17 protein-coding genes and 1 pseudogene are annotated in these 22672 nt (G+C 68.5%); 9 read left to right on the top strand and 9 right to left on the bottom strand.

Annotation, left to right across the window (positions count from 1 at the left end; translation table 11 throughout):
• Nucleotides 1-14: 14 nt before the first annotated feature.
• Nucleotides 15-410, top strand: coding sequence for a carboxymuconolactone decarboxylase family protein (locus ACWD2L_RS01960; RefSeq protein ID WP_351331196.1), 396 nt, complete (start codon nucleotides 15-17; stop codon nucleotides 408-410).
• Nucleotides 411-482: 72 nt separating this feature from the next.
• Here ACWD2L_RS01960 and ACWD2L_RS01955 read toward each other — a convergent pair whose 3' ends face one another.
• Nucleotides 483-1967, bottom strand: coding sequence for an aldehyde dehydrogenase family protein (locus tag ACWD2L_RS01955; protein WP_351331195.1), 1485 nt, complete (start codon nucleotides 1965-1967; stop codon nucleotides 483-485).
• Between the two features lie 321 nt (nucleotides 1968-2288).
• On the opposite strand from ACWD2L_RS01955, the gene ACWD2L_RS01950 reads away from it, so the two are divergent.
• The 4 genes from ACWD2L_RS01950 to ACWD2L_RS01935 all read left to right on the top strand — a co-directional run bounded on the left by ACWD2L_RS01950 (nucleotide 2289) and on the right by ACWD2L_RS01935 (nucleotide 7993).
• Nucleotides 2289-3632 (top strand): MFS transporter, encoded by a 1344-nt coding sequence (locus ACWD2L_RS01950; RefSeq protein ID WP_351331194.1) that lies wholly within the window; start codon nucleotides 2289-2291, stop codon nucleotides 3630-3632.
• On the top strand, nucleotides 3629-4381 hold the full coding sequence (locus ACWD2L_RS01945) for an N-acyl homoserine lactonase family protein (protein WP_351331193.1): 753 nt from the start codon (nucleotides 3629-3631) through the stop codon (nucleotides 4379-4381). The genes ACWD2L_RS01950 and ACWD2L_RS01945 overlap by 4 nt, the downstream gene beginning before the upstream one ends.
• A gap of 36 nt (nucleotides 4382-4417) precedes the next feature.
• Nucleotides 4418-6028 carry a class I adenylate-forming enzyme family protein gene (locus ACWD2L_RS01940; RefSeq protein ID WP_351331192.1) on the top strand — a complete coding sequence of 537 codons (1611 nt, stop codon included), beginning with the start codon at nucleotides 4418-4420 and terminating at the stop codon, nucleotides 6026-6028.
• A gap of 78 nt (nucleotides 6029-6106) precedes the next feature.
• Nucleotides 6107-7993, top strand: coding sequence for an alpha/beta hydrolase domain-containing protein (locus tag ACWD2L_RS01935; protein ID WP_351331191.1), 1887 nt, complete (start codon nucleotides 6107-6109; stop codon nucleotides 7991-7993).
• 74 nt (nucleotides 7994-8067) lie between these two features.
• Here the strand turns inward: ACWD2L_RS01935 and ACWD2L_RS01930 are convergent, their stop codons facing one another.
• Complete coding sequence (locus ACWD2L_RS01930) at nucleotides 8068-9108, bottom strand: NAD(P)-dependent alcohol dehydrogenase (RefSeq protein ID WP_351331190.1); 1041 nt, start codon at nucleotides 9106-9108, stop codon at nucleotides 8068-8070.
• A gap of 42 nt (nucleotides 9109-9150) precedes the next feature.
• Nucleotides 9151-10566 (bottom strand): aldehyde dehydrogenase family protein, encoded by a 1416-nt coding sequence (locus ACWD2L_RS01925; RefSeq protein WP_351331189.1) that lies wholly within the window; start codon nucleotides 10564-10566, stop codon nucleotides 9151-9153.
• 269 nt (nucleotides 10567-10835) lie between these two features.
• Here ACWD2L_RS01925 and ACWD2L_RS01920 point away from each other — a divergent pair, with 269 nt between their 5' ends.
• Both ACWD2L_RS01920 and ACWD2L_RS01915 read left to right on the top strand, forming a co-directional pair.
• A complete protein-coding gene (locus ACWD2L_RS01920) occupies nucleotides 10836-11993 on the top strand; it encodes a CaiB/BaiF CoA transferase family protein (protein ID WP_351331188.1) in 1158 nt (385 codons plus the stop codon).
• A gap of 81 nt (nucleotides 11994-12074) precedes the next feature.
• Nucleotides 12075-13258 (top strand): annotated as a pseudogene (locus ACWD2L_RS01915) (CaiB/BaiF CoA transferase family protein).
• Nucleotides 13259-13287: 29 nt separating this feature from the next.
• On the opposite strand, the gene ACWD2L_RS01910 reads toward ACWD2L_RS01915, so the two are convergent.
• Nucleotides 13288-14355 (bottom strand): MBL fold metallo-hydrolase, encoded by a 1068-nt coding sequence (locus ACWD2L_RS01910; RefSeq protein ID WP_351331187.1) that lies wholly within the window; start codon nucleotides 14353-14355, stop codon nucleotides 13288-13290.
• A 228-nt stretch (nucleotides 14356-14583) separates the two neighbouring features.
• On the opposite strand from ACWD2L_RS01910, the gene ACWD2L_RS01905 reads away from it, so the two are divergent.
• Nucleotides 14584-16089, top strand: a complete 1506-nt coding sequence (locus ACWD2L_RS01905; RefSeq protein WP_351331186.1) for an MFS transporter — start codon at nucleotides 14584-14586, stop codon at nucleotides 16087-16089.
• Between the two features lie 271 nt (nucleotides 16090-16360).
• Nucleotides 16361-17089: a zinc-binding dehydrogenase gene (locus ACWD2L_RS01900; protein WP_351331185.1), complete on the top strand. Its 729-nt coding sequence runs from the start codon at nucleotides 16361-16363 to the stop codon at nucleotides 17087-17089.
• A gap of 74 nt (nucleotides 17090-17163) precedes the next feature.
• Here ACWD2L_RS01900 and ACWD2L_RS01895 read toward each other — a convergent pair whose 3' ends face one another.
• The 5 genes from ACWD2L_RS01895 to ACWD2L_RS01875 are packed head-to-tail and all read right to left on the bottom strand — an operon-like array spanning nucleotide 17164 to nucleotide 22620.
• Nucleotides 17164-17943, bottom strand: a complete 780-nt coding sequence (locus ACWD2L_RS01895) for an IclR family transcriptional regulator (protein ID WP_351331184.1) — start codon at nucleotides 17941-17943, stop codon at nucleotides 17164-17166.
• A 38-nt stretch (nucleotides 17944-17981) separates the two neighbouring features.
• On the bottom strand, nucleotides 17982-18728 hold the full coding sequence (locus ACWD2L_RS01890) for an enoyl-CoA hydratase/isomerase family protein (RefSeq protein ID WP_351331183.1): 747 nt from the start codon (nucleotides 18726-18728) through the stop codon (nucleotides 17982-17984).
• A complete protein-coding gene (locus tag ACWD2L_RS01885; protein ID WP_351331182.1) occupies nucleotides 18725-20320 on the bottom strand; it encodes a class I adenylate-forming enzyme family protein in 1596 nt (531 codons plus the stop codon). Before ACWD2L_RS01885 ends, ACWD2L_RS01890 begins: the two co-directional genes overlap by 4 nt.
• A gap of 34 nt (nucleotides 20321-20354) precedes the next feature.
• Entirely contained in the window at nucleotides 20355-21533 is a 1179-nt protein-coding gene (locus ACWD2L_RS01880) for an iron-containing alcohol dehydrogenase family protein (protein WP_351331181.1), read from the bottom strand.
• Between the two features lie 4 nt (nucleotides 21534-21537).
• Nucleotides 21538-22620, bottom strand: a complete 1083-nt coding sequence (locus ACWD2L_RS01875; RefSeq protein WP_351331180.1) for a zinc-binding dehydrogenase — start codon at nucleotides 22618-22620, stop codon at nucleotides 21538-21540.
• Between the last annotated feature and the right edge of the window lie 52 nt (nucleotides 22621-22672).

Here is a 22672-nt window from a genome sequence, read left to right as displayed (position 1 = left end):
CGAGGAGACGGCACATGGACACCGCTGACGCCGCGAACACCAAGGCCACCGGCCGCCGGATCATGAACGAGCTCATGGGCGACGGCTACGTGGAGAAGAAGGACCAGAACCGCAACAGCTTCAACGACGTCATCCAGGACTACTCCGAGGATGTCTGCTTCGGCCGAATCTGGGCCCGTGACGGCATCGACCGCAAGACCCGCAGCATCATCAACCTCTCGGTGCTCACCGCGCTGGGCCGACCCGCACAGCTCGCCCATCACGTCGAGGGCGCCCTCCGCAACGGGGCGACAGTCGACGAGATCAAGGAAATCCTGCTCCAGACCGCGGTGTACTGCGGCCTTCCCGCCGCCGGAGAGGCCTTCAAGGTGGCGGAGGGCGTGCTGCGGGCCGAGGGCCATCTCGACTGACCACGCCTTACGGTCTCCATGACGAAAGCGGCGGCGGGTGCCATGCACCCGCCGCCGCTTCGCGTGCCGTGCTCAGGCCAGCTGAGACACCACCGACTTGGTCTCCAGGTAGTTCTCCAGCGCCTCCGGGCCGCTCTCCCTGCCCCAGCCCGACTGCCGGTAGCCACCGGCAGGCATGTACGCCCCGCCCGCACGGTGCACGTTGATGCCGACGCGACCCGCCCGCAGCCGACGCGCCACCGAGTGGGCCAGCGCGCCGTCACGGGTCCACACGCTGGAGGCGAGCCCGTACGAGCTGTCGTTGGCCAGCGCGACAGCCTCGTCGGTGTCGGAGAACGGCATGATGCCGAGCACCGGGCCGAAGATCTCCTCGCGCATGACGGTCATCGACTGGTCGACATCGACCAGGACGGTGGGCTCGAAGAAGAAGCCCTCCTCCCCGACCCGCTTGCCGCCACTGACGATCCGGGCACCGTCCGAGACACCACGGCCGACGTATCCCGACACCCGGTCGAGCTGCTTCTGCGAGATGAGCGGGCCGAGTTCCGCGGTGGGGTCGGATCCTGCGCCGAGGCGCATCGCGGCGCCGATCTCCGCCACGCCACGCACTACCTCGTCGAACACGGACTCGTGGACGAACAGCCGGGTACCGGCGGCGCAGACCTGGCCGGAGTTCCAGAAGACGGCCGAGGCCGCTCCGGGGATGGCCGCCTTGAGGTCGGCGTCGCCGAACACGATGACCGGGGACTTGCCGCCGAGTTCGAGCGACAGCTTCTTCATGTTGCCGGTGGCCGCTTGCACGATGAGGCGGCCAACCTCAGTCGACCCGGTGAACGACACCGTGTCGACGTCCGGGTGTTCGGTGAGCGCGGCACCGGCGCGCTCACCAACTCCCGTGACGACGTTGACGACCCCGGCCGGGACGCCGGCCTCTAGCAGCAACTGTCCGAGCCAGAGGGAGGTCAGCGGCGTCTCCTCGGCGGGCTTCAGCACACAGGAACAGCCGGCCGCCAGCGCGGGCGCGAGCTTCTTGGCCGCCATGCTCAACGGGGCGTTCCACGGTGTGATGAGCCCGGCCACCCCGACCGGCTCGCGCAGGGTGTACCCCTGGACGCGGCGGTCCGCGGGGCCGAGGTCGACGGTGCGGCCGTGGATCTTGTCCGCCCACCCCGCGTAGTAGCGGAACTGGGAGGCGGCCTCGAGGACCATGCTCTTTGCCTGGCCGACCGGCAGACCAAGGTTGAGGCTCTCAAGGCGTGCGAGGTCGTCGGCGCGCTCGCGCATGAGGTCGCTCACACGCCAGAGCACGGCGCCGCGGTCGGCACCGGACAGGCCGCGCCACCGGCTCTCTTCGAAAGCGCGGCGGGCTGCCGCCACCGCCGCGTCGACGACCTCCGCGCCGCCGTCGGGGACGGCCGCGACGGCCTCCCCCGTACTGGGGTCGAACACCGGGGTTGTGGCCGTCGTAGGACACGTCCACTCCCCGTCGATGAGCATGGGGATGGGCTCGTCGCCCTGGTGCAGCTGTCGGGGCCAGACGGTCGTAGGTGCGGACATCGCTGTCGCCAAACCTTCCAGAAACGTGGCGCCATATGACGCGGACGCCATCACCGGGCGAATCAATAGTTCCTATTTCAGAACACTCGACCGCCATTATGAAACGCGCCGGAGGCGGACTGTCAACGCCTCCAGCCCCCGGTCGTCGCGACCTCCGGGGTCGCGCGAAGTATTGACCACCACCCACCGGCGCGGTTAAGTTCCCGCCAGTGGTTCCTAAATCCACATTACAGTTCCCATATACGAACCGCCATGAACCACGGATGCGCCGCCCTTCCACCCACCTCGCTCTCAATGACGAGCATTCGAGGAGTCGGTCCGATGGCCACACAAAGTCTTGAACCGTCCGCGTCGACGGACCAGAAGCCGGTGAAGATGCGCAAGGTGGCCGCGGCCAGCTTCATGGGCACCGTCATCGAGTTCTATGACTTCGGCATCTACGCCACCGCCGCAGCGCTGGTCTTCGCCGATACGTTCTTCCCCGCCCTCGGCGAGCACGCGGGCACCGTCGTCTCGTACGCGACCCTCGGCGTCGCCTTCGTCGCCCGGCCGGTGGGCTCCATCGTGTTCGGGCACTTCGGCGACCGCCTCGGGCGCAAACGCACCCTCATCGCCACCATGTCGATCATGGGCGCGGCCACCGTGCTGATCGGCCTGCTGCCCACCGCGGCCGCCATCGGCGTCGCCGCGCCCATCGCGCTCGTCGTGCTGCGGATCGCCCAAGGACTCGCAGCCGGTGGCGAGTGGGCGGGTGCCGCGCTGTTCACCTCCGAACACTCGCCGCAGGGCCGTCGAGGCTTCTGGGCGATGTTCACCAACCTCGGCGGCGCGTTCGCCAACATCCTCGCACTGGGTACGTTCCTGATCACGGGCCTGTACATGAGCGACGAGACATTCGCCTCCTGGGGCTGGCGCCTGCCGTTCGTGCTCAGCTTCCTGCTCGTCGCCGTGGGCCTCTTCATCCGGCTGCGGATCGAGGAGACACCCGCCTTCGAGGCGCAGGCCAAGCGCCCCCGGCCGGACAGCGACGGCCTGCCGTTCAAGGACGCGGTCGTCAATCAGTGGAAGGAAATCCTGCTCGGCGCGGGCTCGTTGGTGATGGCCTTCTCGCTCGGCTACATCGGCATCGCGTTCCTCACCAACTACGGCACCGCCACACTGGATCTGCCGCGACCTCAGGTGCTCGGCGCCGGCATGTTCGGCAATCTGCTGAACTGCCTGGCCATCATCGCGGGCGGTATCCTGACCGATCGCTTCGGACGTCGGAGGGTCCTGCTCATCGCCAACATCGCGGGCATCCCATGGGCGTTGGCCCTGTTCCCGGTTCTGGACACCGGCGCGATCGGCGCCTTCTGGATCGGCATGTCGGTGACATTCCTGATCGCCGGTGTCGGATTCGGTGTCGCTGGATCGTTCCTGTCCGAGCTCTTCCACACCCGCTACCGCTACACCGCCGCCGGGCTGTCCTACAGCCTGGCCGGGGTGCTCGGCGGAGCCGTACCGCCGCTGGTGGCGGCGACCCTGATCGACGGATTCGGCAGCCTCGTCTTCGGCGTCTTCCTCGCCGTGTACTGCCTCGTCGGTCTGCTCTGCACGCTCGCCCTGCGCGAGACCCGCCACCGTGAACTCACCGAGCCGCCGCTGCACGCAGGAGAGACCGCATGACACCCACCACCATCACCGCCTTGTCCGTCGGCCGCGTCTTCGGACTGCACAAGCCGTCGCTCACGTACACACGGGGATGGGGCGAGACCCTCGACATCCCGCTCATCATGTTCGTGATCCAGGGCGCCGGCGCCCCAGTGATCGTCGACACCGGCGCCGACTTCGACCGTGCCGTGACACACCACGGGATCAGGATGGAGCAGTCCCCCGAGGAACACCCGGAAGCGGCACTCAGGGAGTTGGGCGTGGATCCCGGGGACGTCGGTGTCGTCATCAACACCCACCTGCATTGGGACCACAGCTCGAACAACCACCTGTTCCCGAACGCCCGGATCGTCATCCAGCAGCGCGAGATCGACTACGCGAGCGATCCGGTGCCGTGGCACCGTCGCCAGTTCGAGCACCTGCCGGATCTGAGCGCCGCGTGGCGTCGTGCCGAGGACAGGATCGACGCGATCGACGGCAACGCCGAGATCGCGCCCGGCATTTCGGTGGTACATCTCCCCGGGCACACGCCCGGATCGCAGGGCGTCGTCGTCGAGACCGGAACGACGCGCTACCTGTTGGCCGGCGACTGCATCGACCTCTACGAGAACTGGGAGGGCGACGCGGAGAACGACCACATCCCGTCCGGCTTCTTCACGGACATCGTGGCGTACAAGAACAGCCTCGACCTGATCGAGAAGCTGGGCTGCGAGGTCGTCCCGAGCCATGACCCGCTCGTGGTCGAACGTCGCGACTTCCGTTGATGCATGAGGTGATTCGTGAGGGCTGGAGAGACACGGATGGACGACAACGTCGCACCCTGGGGGCGCGAGATCGTGGTCGAACGGGCAGGCGGCGTGCCGTATCGCCTGTACGATCCGCGCACGCGACGTGTGGCATCACTCCTCGACCATGCCGAGCGCTGGGCCGACCGCATTCATGCCGTACAGGGCGATGTGCGCCTCGACTTCGGCGAGTTGCGAGAGGCGGTCCAGCGCAAGGCGGCCGTGCTCCGGCAGCAGGGGATCGGTCCCGGTGACAGGGTCGCGCTGCTGGGGTGGAACGGGCCCGACTGGGTGGTCAACGTGTGGGCGGTCTGGTGGCTGGGAGCCGTTCCCGTGCTGGTCAACTCCTGGTGGAGCACGCGTGAGATCAAGCACGCCTTCGACCAGTTGCAGCCCCAGGCGGCACTGGCCGACTCCCGCCTGGCGCGGAAACTGCTCGCCGGTACCGTCACCGCCCCCTGGTCGACGCCGGCGATCATCGACGAGCCACTACCGGAGCGCGCCGAGGGCGACGATGAGAACGAACCGGCGCTGATCCTGTTCACCTCGGGCAGCACCGGATTCCCCAAGGCCGTGGTGCTGTCGCACCGCTCGATCATTTCGGGCCTGCACGCGCTGCTGGCCGTCACCAAACGTCTCCCCCAGGACCTCGGGGCCACCCCTGCGAGCGTCGCCCTGCATACTGCGCCGCTGTTCCACGTCGGCGGTGTGCAGACCTTGGTGCGCTCCGTGGTCGTCGGCGAGACGCTCGTTTTCCCGGAAGGCCGGTTCGACCCCGCGGGTGCGATGGACCTCATCGCCGCGCACGGAGTGACGCGATGGAGCGCCGTCCCGACGATGGTCGGCAGGCTGCTCGACGCCCGGGCGGAGCGCCCCGTCGACCTCGGCAGTCTGCGGTCCCTGACGCTCGGCGCGGCACCCGCACACCCCACGCTGTATCAACGCATCCGCGACGAACTGCCGTCCGTGCAGGCGCGGATCGCCACCGGCTACGGGCTGACCGAGAACGGCGGCCAGGCCACGGCTGCCACCGGCCGTGACACACGTGACCGCCCCGGAGTCTGCGGGATTCCGCTGCCCACCGTCGAGATCACCTTCGGCGAGCGGTCGGCGAGTGGCGACGGTGAGGTACTGGTCCGCGCGGCCTCGCAGATGCTCGGGTACTTCGGGGAGCCCGACGGCCCGATCGATGCCGAGGGTTGGCTGCACACCGGCGATCTGGGCCACCTGGACGAGGACGGCTACCTGTGGGTGACCGGACGCAGCAAGGACCTCATCCTTCGAGGTGGCGAGAACATCGCCCCGCTCGCGGTCGAGCGCGCGCTCGTCGGAGTCGAGGGCGTTCTCGACGCGGCGGTGCTCGGCCTTCCACACGCCGATCTGGGCGAGGAGGTGGCCGCGGTCGTAGTCGTCGACGAAGCCACTTCCGCCAGACCGGACCTCGACGAGTACGCCGCCGGCGCACTGCGTTCGGTCCTGGCGTCCTTCGCGGTGCCGACGCGCTGGCGCTTCCAGACCCACGAGCTTCCCGCTCTCGGCTCGGAGAAGGTCGACAAGCACGCTCTCGCCGCGGAACTCACCGCAGGAGAAACCCCAGTAGACGCCCGCGCCGCGACGGGCTCGTAGGCGAGGCCGCGGCGGCGCGCACAGCACCGGCCACCGGCGGAACCGCCCCGCACTGGTCATTCACAGAGGAAGGACCACATGCCCTCATCGGAATCGTCCACTCCTGAATCTCCACCAGCAGGCCCGCACCCGACGCACTCCCGGCGCTCCGTCCTCATGGCCTCGTCGGGAATGGCCTTCGCGGCCCTGGGCGTGCCCCTGTCGGTAGCGTCGGTGGCCGTCGCCGACGGTCCCAGCGCCCACAGACGCGGGGCGAGGGTACTCACGCCCTCGGTGAAGGGCCCCATCCCCTTTGACGCTCCGGGCAGCCCCGGACGCAACTACCCTTTCTTGGCGACTGATGTCGACCTGGCGGGGCGCGGGTACGTACTGGAGGAGTTCTTCTTCTCGGGTTCGGCGAACTCGTACGACCTCCCGGTCCCGACAGTCAAGAACGACCCGCCCCTGCCCACCGCCGACAGAGTGGTGTCGACGCATCCGTACACGACCCGGATGGTGATCCACCGCCCCGCCGACCCCGCCAAGTTCAACGGCACCGTGTTCGTCGAGTGGACCAACACCACCGCCAATTACGAGGTGCCGATCTGGTGGCAGCGCAACCACGAGTTCCTCATCCGCGAGGGCTACGGCTACGTGGGGGTCGCGGCGAACCAGTGGGGCGTGCACGCGGACCCGCACGGCCTCAAACACTGGAGCCCGGAGCGGTACGCGTCGCTCGACATCCCGCTCGTCCTGATCAGCGGTGCGACGGAGGTCGACCCGATCCGTCATGACGACCAACTCTCGTACGACATCTTCGCGCAGGCCATGAAGGCGGTGAAGGCCGTCCCACGTGTCATGGGCACCATGCCGGTGCGGCATGTCATCGCCGGCGGCCATTCCCGCTCCGCCGTACATCTCGGTGTGTACCTCAACGCCGTGCATCCCCGGGCCCCGATCGCTGATGGAGTGATGCCGCTCATCGCCGGCCGCCAGGTGCGCCCCGCTCTGGACATCCCGGTGATGAAGGTCCTGTCCGAGACCGACTTCGTCGGCATGTACGACGAGTGGACACAGAACACCGCCCGCCAGCCGGACACCGACCGGTTCCGTACCTGGTGGATGTCGGGCACCACCCACGGCGACCTCCAAAGCAGCCTCGCGGGCGCGGCAACCACGGCCCGCGACCTCGGCGACCAGCAGCCCGCGCCAGCCGACTGCGATCTGCCGGGTCTGAGCCGTGTCCAGTCCCATCACGTCGTTTCCGCCGCCATGGCCGCGATGGTCCGCTGGATCACCGACGGAGTGCCACCCGCCCACTCACCGCTGCCCGAGTTCACCACCACTCCCCCGGGCCTGGTCCGCGACGAGCACGCGAACGGCCTGGGCGGGATCCGCCTGGCCACCTTCGACGTGCCGGTGGCGACGGACCGGGGCACCACATCCTGCGCCAATCACTTGGTCGGAACTCATGTCCCGTTCGACGATGCGACATTGCGGAAGCTCTACCCGGCTCACGACGACTACGTCGCTGCCGTCGTGAAGGGACTGCTCCGCAACGTCAGGGACGGTTTCCTGCTGAAGGAGGACGCGACTGTTCTCGCGGAACAGGTCCGGGCGTCGATCGTCGGCACCGGCCTGGCCACCGGACCACTGATCACCAGTATCGGGGACTTCACGACCAATCCCTCGATCAGTATCCTCCGCGACCACACGCAGCTCTACTACTTCCGCAACGGTGCGCCATTGCTCGCCACTCTCGACCGCGCTGTCACCGCTGCTGCAGAGGGCTACACAGCGCACCGGCACGGAGATCGCGCTGTCCGGCGGGAGGCGTTCACCAAGGCCGTCGGACTTGTACGCAAGTACCGCGAGGAGACGTCCCGAATGCCCCACGAGGGCCGGGCCGACCCGGCGACCTCCGCGCTTCTCGTCCGCTACGCCGACACACTGATCGACAAGCTCGCCGCCGAGCGGGACAAGTAGTACCCCGAACGACAGCCGGCCCGGCACACCCCTCACGAGGTGTGCCGGGCCGGTCGCCATTGGTGTCACAACGGTCAGGTCGCGGCGATCGTCGCGGTGTCGAGCACGAACCGGTACCGCACGTCGCCCGCCGTCAGCCGGTCGTACGCCGTATCCAGTTCCTTCGCCGCGATCACCTCCACCTGGGCCGTGATCCCGTGCTCGGCGCAGAAGTTGAGCATCTCCTGCGTCTCGGGCATGCCACCGCTCATCGAGCCGACCAGCTTCCGCCGGTTGGTCAGCAGGGTGTACGGGTCGATCCGCAGCGGCTCCTCGGGGACACCGAGGTTGACGAACGTACCGTCGAAGTCGAGCAGATCGAGGTGGGCGGTGAGGTCGAAGTTCGAGGGGACCGTCGACACGATGAGGTCGAACGAGTCCTTCATCGCCGCCAGGTCACCGGTCGTACGGAATGCGTCCGCACCGAGCCGTTCGGCGTCGGCGCGCCGGTCCTCCGTGAGTTCGAGGACCGTCGTGTGCGCGCCGAGGGCGTGCGAGATCTGTACTCCGATGTGGCCGAGCCCGCCGAAGCCCAGGATGCCGACCCGCTTGCCGGGCCCCGCGCCCCACAAACGCAACGGCTGGTACATCGTGATGCCGGCACACATCAGAGGTGCGGCGGCCTTCAGCGGCAGTGAGTCCGGGATGCGGGCAACGAATCGCTGATCGGCCACGGTGCGTTCGCTGTATCCGCCGAGCGTGACCTGACCGTCCCGGCCGACCCCGTTGTAGGTCAGCACCTTGCCGCGGCGGCAGTACGACTCCTGGCCCGCCCGGCACACCGCGCACTCCCGACAGGAGTCGACCAGGCAACCGATGCCGACATGGTCGCCGATGGCAAGTCCGGTGACCTCGGCGCCGATTTCGCGGACGATCCCGGCGATCTCGTGGCCCGGGACGATCGGGTAGCGGGTGTGCCCGAACTCGGCGCGGGCATGGTGGACGTCGCTGTGACAGACACCGGCGTAGGCGATGTCGATGAGGACGTCCGTCGGACCGACGTCACGGCGCTCGATGGTGACAGTGCTGAACGGGTCGCTCGGACCGGCCATGGCCCGGGCCTGTGCGGTTATCAACACTCGCTCCTTTCAAGGATGTTGGTCCGTGCTCATGGGTTTTCAGCTGATGAGGGACTGGTACTCGAGGTACTCCTCGATGCCGTACCGGCCCATCTCGCGGCCGACGCCCGAGAGTTTGAGACCACCGTGCGGAGCGCGCATGTCGATGGGGGCGCCATTGATGCGCACGCGTCCGGTGCGGATGCGTCGTCCGATCCCGCGGGCCCGCTCGGGGTCGGCGGACCAGACGCCGCCCGCGAGGCCGTAGTCGGAGTCGTTTGCGATCGCGACAGCGTCGTCCGCGTCCTCGTACGGGATGATGACGTTTACGGGGCCGAAGACCTCCTGCCGCGCCAGCGTGTCCTGGTTGGTGCCGCTGAAGACGGTCGGCCGCACGTAGTAGCCGCGGTCGAGGTGGTCGGGTGCCTCGGGGCCGCCGGTGACCAGCTTCATCCCCTCGTCGATGCCCGTCCGGATGTAGCCGCGGACGCGCTCGCGCTGGGCGTCGGAGACCACGGGGCCGAGGGTCGTCGCCTCGTCGAAGGGGTCGCCCATGACGAACGTCGCGGCCTTGGCCGCGGCGATCTCCTCGGCCTCGGCGAGGCGCGAGCGTGGCACGAGCGTGCGCGAGAGGCCGCCGCAGACCTGGCCCGCGTTGCGGAAGGCGTCGGTGAGCCCGTCCGTGATCGCCTTCTCCAGGTTGGCATCCTCAAGGATGATGTTGGCGGACTTGCCGCCGAGCTCAAGGGCCACGCGCTTGACGGACCGGGAGGCGAGCTCCATCACGCGGCTACCGGCGCGCACCGAGCCCGTGAGCGAGACGAGGTCGATCAGCGGGTGGGTCGCGATCGCTTCACCGATCTCCGGGCCAGGGCCACTGACGACATTGAACACACCGTCCGGCAGGCCTGCTTCGGCGGCCGCCTCGGCGAAGACGAACGAGCTCAGCGGCGCGACCTCAGTCCCCTTGAGCACCATGGTGCAGCCCGCCGCGAGGGCGGCGCCCGCCTTCAGCGTGATCATCCGCATGGGACCGTTCCACGGGGTGATCGCTCCGGCCACACCCGCCGGGATGCGCCGGACGATGGTGTTGTCGAAGCGCTCCTCCCAGAGGACGTCCTTGATGGCCGCCGCCGCGATGCGCAAGTCGTTGATGGGCGTGGCGACATGCGAACTGCGCGCCAGCGCGATCGGCGTGCCGATCTCCCGTACGGTCGACCGCGCCAGCTCCTCGGCCTTCGCTTCAAGGATGTCGGCGATGCGGGTAATCACCGCGGTCCGCTCCTCCAGCGAGGTACGCGACCAGGTCTCGAACGCCTTGGCGGCGGCCTGCGCCGCACGGTCGACGTCGGTGGTGTGGCCCCGTGGCACCGTAGCGATCGGCTCCTCGGTCGCCGGGTTGACGACGGTGAGCACCCCGGTGCCCGCCGACTCGACCCACTTGCCGTCGATGAAGATCGCGTCCCGCTCGATCACGACTCTCTCCCTCGCGCGAGCACCACCGAGGCCGTTGCAACGCGCATCGTCGGTGATCGCATATACGAACCAGTGTCCCTTATTACGATTGAGAAGCTACAGCTGGCCGCCACACCAGGTCAATGGGTTGTCCGAGGAACGCCCGGCCGACAACACCGGAAAACGCTCCGGCCCCATTGACAGCCCCAGCCGGGTCCAACTTACGCTGCGCCGTAATGACGTCCCAGTGGTCGCATATACGGCCTTGGTCGATCGTGGAGGAGTACGGGATGGATTCCGGCCCGCTCACCGGCCTCCGGGTCATCGAGATCGCCGGACGCGGGCCAGGCCCCTTCGCCGGCATGCTGCTGTCCGACATGGGCGCCGAGGTCCTCAGGGTGGATCGGCCGAATCCGCCACCCCGGCCGCAGGCACCCGACCACCGCTTGGAGCTGTACAACCGCGGGCGGCGCTCCGTGATCGTGGACCTCAAGCACGAGCAGGGAACAGAGACCGTGCTGCGGCTCGTCGAGCAGGCGGACGCGATCTACGAGGGGTACCGGCCCGGCGTCGCCGAACGCCTCGGCATCGGCCCGGACGCATGCCTGGAGCGCAATCCGCGGATCGTCTACGGGCGCGGGACCGGCTGGGGCCAGTCGGGCCCGCTGGCACACACCGCCGGGCACGACATCAACTACATCGCATTGGCTGGGGCGTTGGACCCCATCGGGCACGCAGGGGGGCCACCTGCGATCCCACTCAACTTGATCGGCGACTACGCAGGCGGCGGCATGATGCTGGCCTTCGGAATCGTCTGCGCCCTGCTTGAGGCACGCGTCTCCGGCCAGGGCCAGGTCGTCGACGCCGCCATGATCGACGGGGCGTCGCTGCTGATGACGCTCTTCCATGGCCGCCGAATGATGGGTACCTGGAACGACGAACGCGGCACGAACTACGTCGACTCCGGCGCGCCGTTCTACAACGTGTACGAGACCAAGGACCACCGGTACATCGCCATCGGCGCGATCGAGCCGAAGTTCCAGGAGGCACTGTTCGACGCCATCGGCCTGAACCGCGACGGCATCACCGTTCCGGTCTCGCCGGTCGACCGCACCGAGTGGCCCGAAACCCGGCGCAGGCTGGAGGAGGTGTTCGCCACCCGGAACCGGGAGGAGTGGACCGCGCTGCTCGCTGACGTGGACGGCTGCTTCTCTCCGGTCCTCGGCCTCGGTGAAGTCGCCGGCCATCCGCACCACGAGGCGCGCGACGGGTTTCCGAAGCTCGGCGGCATACCGCAACCCGCCCCCGCCCCGCGGTTCGGCCGGACCCGGCCCACACTCAGGACCGGCCCGCCGGCTCCCGGAGAACACACCCACAAGGCGCTCGCCGACTGGGGTTTCACGGCGGAAGAACTGCGCACGCTGGACCGCGCGCATGTGATCCGCTAGCCCGCCGGCCGACTGATCCGCCGGCCCGCATCACCCACGCGCAAGCCATCGCGCTTACGCCCGATGTGACGGAGGCTGTGCATGACCGCCCTCGAAGGCGTGAAGGTGATCTGTGTCGGACAGTTCTACTTCGCCCCGTACTGCACCATGCTGATGGCCCGCCTCGGCGCCGATGTCATCAAGGTCGAAGCCCCTCAGGGCGACCCCTACCGGCGACTGCCGACCGTCGATGACGACGGTTACCCCATCCAGTTCCGCTTCCTGAACTCCGGCAAGCGCACCATCCGTCTCGACCTCACCAAGCCCGACGGCGCCGACATCCTGCGCGACCTCGTCAAAGGCGCCGACGTCCTCGTACAAAACCTCTCACCCGGCGCCATGGACCGCTTCGGCCTCGGCTACGACCAGCTCAGCGAGATCAACCCCCGCTTGATCATGGCCACGGGCACCGGCTTCGGCTCCTTCGGCCCCTACGCAGGCGAATCCGCCATGGACCTCACCATCCAGGCACGTAGCGCCATCATGTCCACCACAGGCTTCCAAGACGGTGCCCCGTACGCACCGGACCCTCGATCGTCGATTTCGTGGCAGGCACCCACGCACTCGCAGGGGTGCTCGCGGCACTCGTCCAGCGAACGACCACGGGACGCGGGCAGCACGTCGAGGTGGCCCTCCAGGATGCGGTCGTCCCGTCCCTGACATCCAATATCGCCGGACTGCTCAGCAAGAACACCACCTTCGAACGCACCGGCAACCGCCACGGGGCCATGGCCGTCGCCCCCTACAACGCCTACCGGACGGCCGACGGTTGGGTCGCCCTACTGTGTCCCACCGAGGCACACTGGCAGCGCCTGCGCGCGCAGTTGAACGACCCAGCCGCCGACGACCCACGGTTCGCCACCATGACCGACCGCGCCGCACACATGGACGACCTCGACGAGATCGTGGAGCGCTGGACCCTCACGCACACCAAGAACGACCTCACGCGACTGCTCGGCGACCTCAAGATTCCGTGTGCGCCGGTGGTGACTCTGCCGGAGCTCCTGGACGACCCGCACGTCCAGGCTCGCGGCGTCCTGCGCACCGTCGAGGACGAACAAGGCTCCTTCATGACCCTCGGCAGCCCCCTCTTTCTCTCCGACTCCCCCATGGTCGAACCAACCCGGCCCGGCGGCCTCGGCGAACACACCGACCAAGTCCTCACCGAAGAACTCGGACTGTCCACCGACCGCATCACCGCGCTACGTGACACCGGAGTCATCTGACCGCCGTGCACGGGCCGCACGGACCACGCCTACGAGCGGCCGACCATGGCGGCAGCCCAACGCTCCGGCCTGGCCCCGACGCACCTGATCCGTCCGAGTTCGCCCAGCCGCCGCAGGTGCGCCGAGGTCTCGGCGAGCGCGGAGCGCAGCGAGCGTGGCGTGAACGTGGCGAAGTCCCGTGCCCAGGAAACCGACTCCGCCACCTTCCACACCGTGTCATGTCCAAGCGCGACGGCGCGCTCGATCTCCGCCAGTCGCTCGTCGTGGTGCTGCCGCAAGAAGTCGAGTCGACCAGACAGCCGGTCGAAGGGCCACTCGTGGCCGGGGAGCACCAGCGTGTGATCCCGAATAGATCCCAGACGCCCCAGAGAGCCCAAGAAGTCCCGCAACGGATCGGGGTCCGAACCGGGCCGACGCGCGACGTTCGGTGTCACCTTCGGGAGGATGTGGTCACCCGTCAGCAGCAGGTTCCGGTCACGCTCGTGGAAGCACAGATGTCCCGCGGTGTGGCCAGGGGTGTGCACGGGGATCAGGGCCCCCTCAGTCCCGGGAACCGGCACACCCTCCTGGAGCTCCACGTCCGGCGCCGTCGTGGGCAACACCGCGTCGAGTGCCCGAAGTTCACCATCCAGTTCGGCGAGCAGGGGCCCGGGTACACCGCACTCCTGCAGCCAGTCCGCGATCTCCGCCCGCCGGGCTCGTCGCTCCTCTGCATCGACCTGGATCTGCGTGCGCTCGCCCAGGTGCGTCCCGATCCATGCCGACGTCCGTTCCCGGATCCGGGAAGCGAGCCCGTAGTGGTCGGGATGGGCATGCGTAGCTACGACACCCTTCACCTCGTCCAGGCTCGCACCAGCGCGCTCGAGCCCGGCGAGAAGGGAATGCCACGCCACATCCGAGTCCCAGCCGAGATCGACGACGACGATCCCGTCCGGATAGCGCAGCGCGTAGGAGTACGAGTAGGCCAGCGGGCTGGGAAACGGCACCGCCGTCGCCCAGACCCCGCCCGCGACGGCGAATCCTTCGATCCGTCGCGTGGGCCGTTCCTCGGGGCGTCGGTACGCCTCGGCGATGTCATCCTGCGCCGACGTTGGCATCACACCTCACAGTTCGCGATACCGAATATACAATCGCTATTACGCACGTTCACGATAGGTGGCGCCCACACTCATGGTCAACGCGCACAAGCGCCGTTCCGCAACCCCTCCATGAAGCCACCCTCCCCGCACATGCTAATGTCGAGTTCGTATTCACGAACTAACATTCTCAAATACGCACCGGGCTGATCGGTGATGACGTCCAGCGATGGAAGGAACGCCCGCAGCATGACCGGGTTCCACAAGAAGACGCGCCAGGGCAAGGAATCTCAACCACGCACCCTCCTGGCCTCGTTGATGTTCACGGCACTCTCAGTCTCTGTGATCAGCACATTGGGCGCCCCCATGGTCCCGACCATCGCCCGTGAGCAACAGGTGTCACTGAGCGCCGCCCAGTGGGTTCTGACCGCGACATTGCTCGCTGGGGCGATCGCCGGTCCCATCCTCGGCCGCCTTGGGGACGGCCCGCGCCGGAAGGGTGCCATTCAAGGAACGCTCGTGAGCGTGTTCGCCGGGAGCGTTCTGGCGGCGCTTGCCCCGTCGTTCGGTCTACTGCTGGCGGGACGCGCGCTGCAAGGCCTCGGCATGGGACTGATGCCGCTGACCATCGCCGTGGCCCGGGACCATCTCCCGGAGTCACGGATGCGCTCGGGAATCGCGGCGCTCTCCATCACGACGTCGGTCGGCGCGGGCCTCGGCTACCCCGTGACGGGCCTGATCGCCCAACACCTCGACTATCGAGCGGGATTCTGGTTCGCAGCGCTGCTCAGCGCCGCCGCGCTCATCGTGGTCACCCGCGTGACACCAGCCGGCTCCTCGGTCCCCCAGCGTCCCCTCGACATCATCGGGGCTACTCTGCTGTGCACGGGCCTGGCCGCGATCCTGCTGGCACTGAGTCAGGGAGAGGCCTGGGGAGTGACATCAGCTGCAACGCTAAGCTGCTTCGGCGCCGGCGCCGTGGTCCTCGCCTTGTGGATCGTGCAGGCGCTGCACGCCCGGCACCCGCTGGTCGACATCCGGCTGCTGCGCAACCGTGCGGTCCTGGCGGCCAACACGACCGCGCTGCTCATGGGCATCGGCATGTACGGGGTCCTGTCGCTGATCAACCTCTTCACACAGGTTCCCACCGAGGCCGGTTACGGTTTCCATCTCTCGCTCACCGCCACCGGACTCGTCCTGATGCCGATGTCCCTGGGGAGCATCACCGCCAACCGGGCCGCTTCGGCACTGGTGTCACGCATCGGGCTCTACCGTGTGCTGCCGCTGGGCGCGCTGGTCGTCTGCGTCGACCTGCTACTGCTCGCCCTGTGGCGCGAGCACGTCGCCGTCCTCGTCATCGGCACGTTCCTGCTCGGCACCGGTGTGGGTGCCGCGTACGCGGTGATGCCCATCCTGATCGTTCGCCACGTCCCGCCGTCCGAGACCGGCAGCGCGACGAGCTTCAACCAGGTACTGCGCACGGTCGGCGGCTCCGTCGGCAGCGCCGCGATCTCGGCGATCATGCTCACCTACACGCCGTCTTCCGGCGGCACTCCCGACGGCACCGCGTACACGACGGCCTTCCTCGTCACCGCGGCGGCGTCGTTCCTCGGCGTCGTAGCGGCGGTCGTGCTCCCCCGTGGCCCGTCGATGCAAACCTCGGACCCGAACTACCGCTCTCCCCAGCCGGATTCATACCGGCCGTCCTCGAACTCCTCTCCGAACCGGGTCTCCCCCATCGACACCGAGGTGTAGGTCACAGGGCAGTGGGGCGGCGAGCAAACGCATTCCCGGGGGCTGCTCACACATGCGAAGTGCTACAAGGAGGAAGACATGAAAGCGATCGGTCATGTCAAATTCGGTGGCCCGGAGGTGCTGCACCAGGTCGAGTTGCCCGACCCGGCACCCGCCCCTGGGGAGGTGCGGATTCGGGTACGCGCCGCCGCCGTCAGTCCCACCGACACATCGCGCCGGTCCGGTGCGCGCGGACGAGATGCGGGACCAAGAGATGCCATACGTACCCGGCATGGAACTGGCCGGGGTGTTGGAGGAGATCGGCCCCGGCACCGACACCGGCCTGTCAGTGGACGACCACGTGATGGGCATCGTCTTTCCACTCGGCTCGCACGGCGCCTACTCGGAGCAGATCACGCTGCCCGCCGACTCCGTGACCCGGACGCCCGCGGGTGTGGACGACATCGCCGGGTCGACCCAGCCAATCACCCTGGACGAGCTGGAGTTGACACCTGGGCAGACCGTCGCGGTGACCGGTGCCGCCGGCATGTACGGCGGATACGTGATTCAGCTGGCGAGGGCGGAAGGGCTACGGATGGTGGCCGATGCCGCGGACAAAGACCGGGAACTGGTCGAACAGCTCGGCGCCGACGTCGTCGTGCCGCGCGGCGACGACGTGGCCGCCCACTTCCTGACTGCGACGCCGGGAGGAGTCGACGGGCTTGCCGACGGCGCGATACTGAACGAGAAAGTGGTCGGCGCGGTGCGCCCGGGCGGACGGCTGGTCACGGTGCGCCACTATGTGGGAGAGCCGGTTAACGGTGTGACCTTCCATCCAGTGCGAGTCCGCCACTATGTGCGTGACTGGCCCAAGTTGGACCGGCTGCGCGAGCTGGTCGAGGCGGGCAAGGTGACACCCCGGGTGGCCGATACCTACCCGGCAGCCGAGGCCGCCGAGGCACACCGTCGCCTGGCACGAGGCGGCACCCGGGGCCGACTCGTGCTCACATTCGGCGATTGACGGATACACCCACCAGTGCAAATCGACCCCGACCGGGATTGCTCACACGGTCGGGGTCGAAGGCCGCACCCGGGTCAGATCGGTTCCCTGGCCGACACCTTGTGCGACCCCCAGGAGTCGACATGCTTGAGGAGCGTCTTGCGCAGCTTCGCCTCGCGGGACTTCATCGCGGAGGCCTGGCCGATGAGGATCGCCGCGCCGACACTCTCCCCCGTCTGATTGCGTACAACGGCGGCGAGGGCTTGCTGCGCACCGTGGTGGCGAAAGTTCTTGGCCACTCGGCTCTTGCTGATGTCGGCCAACTCGGCGAGGAATTCCGAGACGAGTTCCGGGTTCTCCGCCTGCTGTCGCCGCAGATAGGACTCACGCTCGACATCGGGGCGTGCCACCAACAGGGCTTTGCCGCCGGCGGTGTTGAGGAGAGCCCGCCGAATGTTGCTACGGGCGGCGAATCCGGTCAGCGCGTCCGTGCCCGACTCGCCGATGTAGATGAGGTGATCGCCGGCCTCGACGCCCAGGAAGACGGTGAGGCCGGTCGCCTCGTGCAGGGCGTCCAGATCCGCTTGTGTCACCTGCCCTGCGCGGATGTGACCGCTGGCCAGGGTGAGGCCGTACACCGCCGGGCCGAGGTAGAAGCGGCGGTTGTCCTCGTACAGCCACCCCTTGGCCTGCAGGCCCCGGATGAAGCCGTGCACCGAGCTCTTCGGGGCGCCCAGCGCCCGGGCGATCTCGGCGAAGCCGATGCCCGGGTGATAGACGACCTCTTCCAGGATCTGGGTCACCCGGTCGATGGTCCGGTGGTTCTTGGGGCCGGTGTCGTCGGAAGCGTCGGGAGCTGAAGACGTGTCTGTCACGCGTCCAAATGTAGTGGAACTCGACCTGGAATTCATAATTACGAACTCGTAAAGTGCGGCTGCCGCTTCTCGACGGAGGCGGCGATCCCTTCGGCGAAGTCCGCCGTCCCCAGCAGTGCGGCCTGGGCGTTCGCCTCGATGTCGAGGGCCGCCGACACCTCGGCCACCATTGCACGACGCATCGTGGCCCGGATCGCCGGCAGCGACAGGGGCGCGGAGGCTGCGATCTGCGTGGCGAAGTCGATGGCCTCGGTGCGCGGATCATCGGCGACCCGGTCGACCAGCCCCAGCCCGGCGGCTTCCTCGCCGTTGACGGAACGCCCGGTGTAGAGCAGTTCCAGCGCACGCTGCTGGCCGAGAGTCCTCGGCAGGGTCACGCTCAGGCCGAAGCCGTGGTGGAAACCGAGCCGGGCGAAGTTGGCGGTCAGGCGGGCATTCGGGGCCGCGACCCGGAAGTCCGCGGCCATGGCGAGGCCGAGTCCGCCGCCGACCGTGGCGCCGTGCAGGGCGGCGACGACCGGCTTGCGCCCGGAGAAGATCCGCAGGGCCTGCCGGTAGAACCGGCGGATCCCCCCGGCTCCGATGCCGCGCAGGTCGACACCCGCGCAGAAGTGCTTGCCCTGGGCGGCCAGGACGATGCACGAGACGTCGTCGTCATCGTCGTAGGCCAGGAGCGCGTCGGCCAGTTCGGTCAGTGACTTCTCGTCGACGAAGTTGTGGGGCGGTCGGTTCAGCTCCAACAGGGCCACCCGGTCGGCCACTTGCTCGCGCACGATGTCGTTCATGATCCGTCCCCTGCCTTCACAGTCAGTGCCGCGCGGGCCTCTTCCGCGAGCGACTTCTTGTCGATCTTGCCGGAGTGGTTGGTCGGCAGCGTCTCTTCCCGTAGATCCCACCGGGTCGGGACGGCGAAGGACGAGAGCCGTGAGCGGAGTTCCTCGCGCAGCCGCTGCTCCGTCAGGCCGTTCTCGATGGCGATCACGGCCATCACTTCTTCGCCGAGGTCGGGGTGCGGGACTCCGAACACGGCGGATTCGACCACCCCGGGGACCCCCGCGAGCGCCTCCTCGACGGCGGCCGGGGCGATGTTCTCGCCGCCGCGGATAATCATGTCCTTGGCCCGTCCCGTGATCCACAGGTAGCCGTCGTCGTCGATGTGCCCGAGGTCGCCGGTGTGCAGCCAGCCGTCGCTGTCGATGGGTGACTCGTCCAGGCCGAAGTACCCGACCATCTGAGTGGGGCTCTTCACCAGGATCTCGCCGTCCCCGACGTCAGCGGATTCCAGAATCTTCAACTCGACGCACGGCAGGGGTCGTCCGCTGGTTCCAGGCAGTCGTGTGGTGTCCTTGCCGGATGCCGCGGTGGCCTGACCGCCGTTCTCGGTGAGGCCGTAGCCCGTGGGCACCCTCGGTTCGACACCGGGCAGTCCGGCTCGCAGTCGGTCCAGGAACTCGCCGTGCACCGGGGCTCCGCCGACCGTGATCGAGCGCAGCGACGTCAGGTCCCGGCTGTGTACGTCGGGGTGCTCGAGGACGCGGGCAACCATCGTCGGCACGGCGCTCCAGCGGCTGATCCCCCACTCCTCGACGAGCCGCAGCGCCTCCCCCGCGTCGAACTTGCCGGACGGCATGACCAGGGTGTCACCGACTGTGATGGCACGGATGAGTGTCTGGACACCACCGATGTGGAACATCGGCCCGGTGTGCAGGCCCGCGTCCCCCGTCGACGCGACGACCTGGTGCGGGAGCCGGCGCGTGATGTGCAGCAGCATGTGCAGTCCGGCCAGGAGCGAGCGATGCGAGAGCACCACCGCCTTGGGGCGGCCGGACGTTCCGGAGGTGAAGACGACGACGGCCGGCGCGTCCTCGTCCTCATCACCGCTTTCGACGGGGAGCGCGATCCGGGGGGCCGTGGCCGGGTCATCGCATGCCCAGCGCCCGGTCGGGGCGTCAGCCGGGAGATTCGCCGCGCCCCGCGCGTCGGCCAGGACCAGCTTGGGGCTCAACAGCGCCAGAGCATCGGCGAGTTCGGCCTTCCCCCACCAGGCGTTGGCGAGCACCGGCACCGCGCCGACCTCGACGCAGGCCCAGAAGTTGATGATCCACTCCGGGCTGTTCCAGCCGAGCAGAAGGACCTGGTCGCCACGTCCCAGGGCAATGCTCTGGAGTTCGGCCGCCTTGGCGGCGACCGCGTCGCGCAGACCCGCGAAGGTGACGACCTCGGCGCCTTGCGCGATGTGCGCCCGCTCGCCCCACCGATCGGCGAAGGCCAGCAGACCCGCGATGCTGCGCGGGCGGTCCTTGTACGTGCGGAAGGCGGTGCCCCGCACCGTCTCGACACCGATTTCTTCGCCCCATACGGGTGGCGTCGGGTTCATGTGGTCCTCCATACAGACTGATGGGCGGGTGCTGTTACCAGGCGTTGGACAGCACTGAGAGGGCTTGGACCCGGTCAGGGACCCGCGGCGCCGAGGTGAGGATCCAGTCGTCGAGGGCGTGGTCCACCGACTCGACCAGATCCGGTTGCGAGACACCGACGTCCCTCAGCCGCCCGGGAACGTCGAACACCTCCAACTGCCGCTGGATCTTCCCGATCACCGCGTCCGGCGTGTGGTCGGAGAGACCGAGGATTTCTGCAAGTTGGACGATCCGTGGAGCGATCGCGCCGCCGTTGAACCGGATGACGTGCGGCAGCAGGAGGGCCTCCACGACGCCGTTGGCCGCGGCCGAGCGAGGCCCGAGGGTGTGCGAGAGTGCCCGTGCCAGGCCCCCGTCGGTGTGGTCGCTGCCCTGGCCGCTCATCAGGGCGGCCAGCATGAGTTGCAGGCGCGGCCGGGCGCTGTCCGGATCGGTGCGCAACTGCGGGAGCCACGCCACCACCGTGCGCAGGGCGTGCGCCAGCTGCGCATCGGCCAAGGGATCGACCTGTCGCGACTGGAGGCCCTCCACAGCCATGGAGTACACGTTCAGCGCGGCCGCCCGAACGAGTCGTGACGGTGCGGTGAGCGCCATCGCCGGATCCAACACCACGCCTTGCGCCCGGGTCTTCGGGTCGTACAGGGCGAGGCGCTCTCCGGTGTCGGGGTCGCGTACCGCGCTTCCCGCCTTGGCGTACGCGGTCGTCGGGGTGCTCGGCACCACCCACTGGGGCAGCTTCGGCGCGGTCAGGCGCGGGCTGACCAGCCTGCCGCCCCTGTCGCGCCGGGTGCACAGTTCGCGGATGTCCCGGTTCTCGGCGAGCAGGACGGTCGCAGCCCGCGCGGTGACCACCGCGGAGCCACCGCCGACAGCGATCACGGCGTCCGCGTCGTGCTCGGCGAGGAAGTCCCGGGCCTGGCGCACGACAGGCAGTGGACTGTGCTCGGCGACGCCGTCGAACTGCCCCACCAGGTACTCACCCAGGACGTGTCTGACCCGGCCGAGGGCGTCGGCGTGCTTGACGATCGAGGGCCCGCACACGATGACCGCGCGTCGCGCACCGTGTCGGTCGAGTTCACGGGGAAGTGCGGCCAGAGCATCCTCACCGGCGAAGGTGCGGAACGCCGTTGCGGCATGGCGGAGTTGAGGGGCGGCTCCCAAGTCCTGGCTCATCGGCTCAGCCCCCGAGTTCGACAACGGCGCGACCGCGGACCTGGCCGCCGTGCAGTGCCTCGACGGCGTCGTTCAGTTCGTCCAGCGTGAACCGGTCGGTGACCAGGGCGCTCGGGTCGAAGCGTCCGTCACGGGTCCAGTCGACGAAGGTCTCGAAGTCGCGCGCCGGGGCACAACTGCCGCCTACACAGCCGAGCAGGCTCTTCTCCCCGTTCAGCAGGTCCATGCTGTTCAGCGGGAAGGGGGCCCGCGGGATACCCACGAGGACGTCCGCGCCGCCACGGATGCCTGCGCCCCGGATGCCGGGGCGTACGGAGGCGAGGCTCACCGGGATGTTCGTGCCGACGCCGGTGCAGTCGAAGGCATAGTCGACGCCCTGTGTGCCGTCGTCGTGCGGGGTGAGGGCGCGGATGGCCGCGACCGCGTCGGTCTTCTTGGCGTTGATCACCTCCGTCGCACCGAACTGTCGCGCCAGCTTCAGTTTGTCGTCGTCGACATCGACGGCGATGACCGGTGTGGCGCCCAGGATGGCGGCACCGGCGATCGCACAGAGCCCCACACCTCCGGCGCCCCAGATGGCGACGCTCTGCCCCGGGCGGACCTCGGCGCTGTTCATGACGGCTCCGGCCCCGGTCATCAGTGCGCAGCCGATGATCGATCCCAGGTCCTCGGGCGTGCCGTTCGGCGCCTTGACCACATACTGCTCGTCGACCACGGCGTGCGTGCCCCAGGTGAACGTGTTGTGTGTCTTGGCCACGTCCCCGCCGGCGAAGGCGAGCTGCGAGGGCACGGGTGGGCGGCCGTCGAGCGGCGACCGGGGAATCCAGGTGACCAGCACCTCGTCGCCGGGCGCCACGTAGTGCACCTGGTCACCCACGGCCGCCACCGTGCCGATCGATTCGTGTCCGAGCAACATCGGCTCGGTTCGTGAGTCGTCGTAGATCCGGTCCAGCTGACTGTGGCAGACCCCGAACGCCCGCTGCTCGACCGCGACTTCGTACGGCCCCAGCGCGTCCAGTGTGACGTCCCGGATCTCCAGCCGCCGCTGTCCGGGCGGAAGGACCGCGATGCGTGCGTCAAGGGTCATGACGGTTCAGCTCCTTCTTCTGTGCGGCCGCTCAGGCGCCGCCCATTCCGAG

This window comes from Streptomyces sp. NPDC002754, from assembly GCF_053592315.1.
This window is presented reverse-complemented; position numbering and strand designations above follow the sequence as displayed.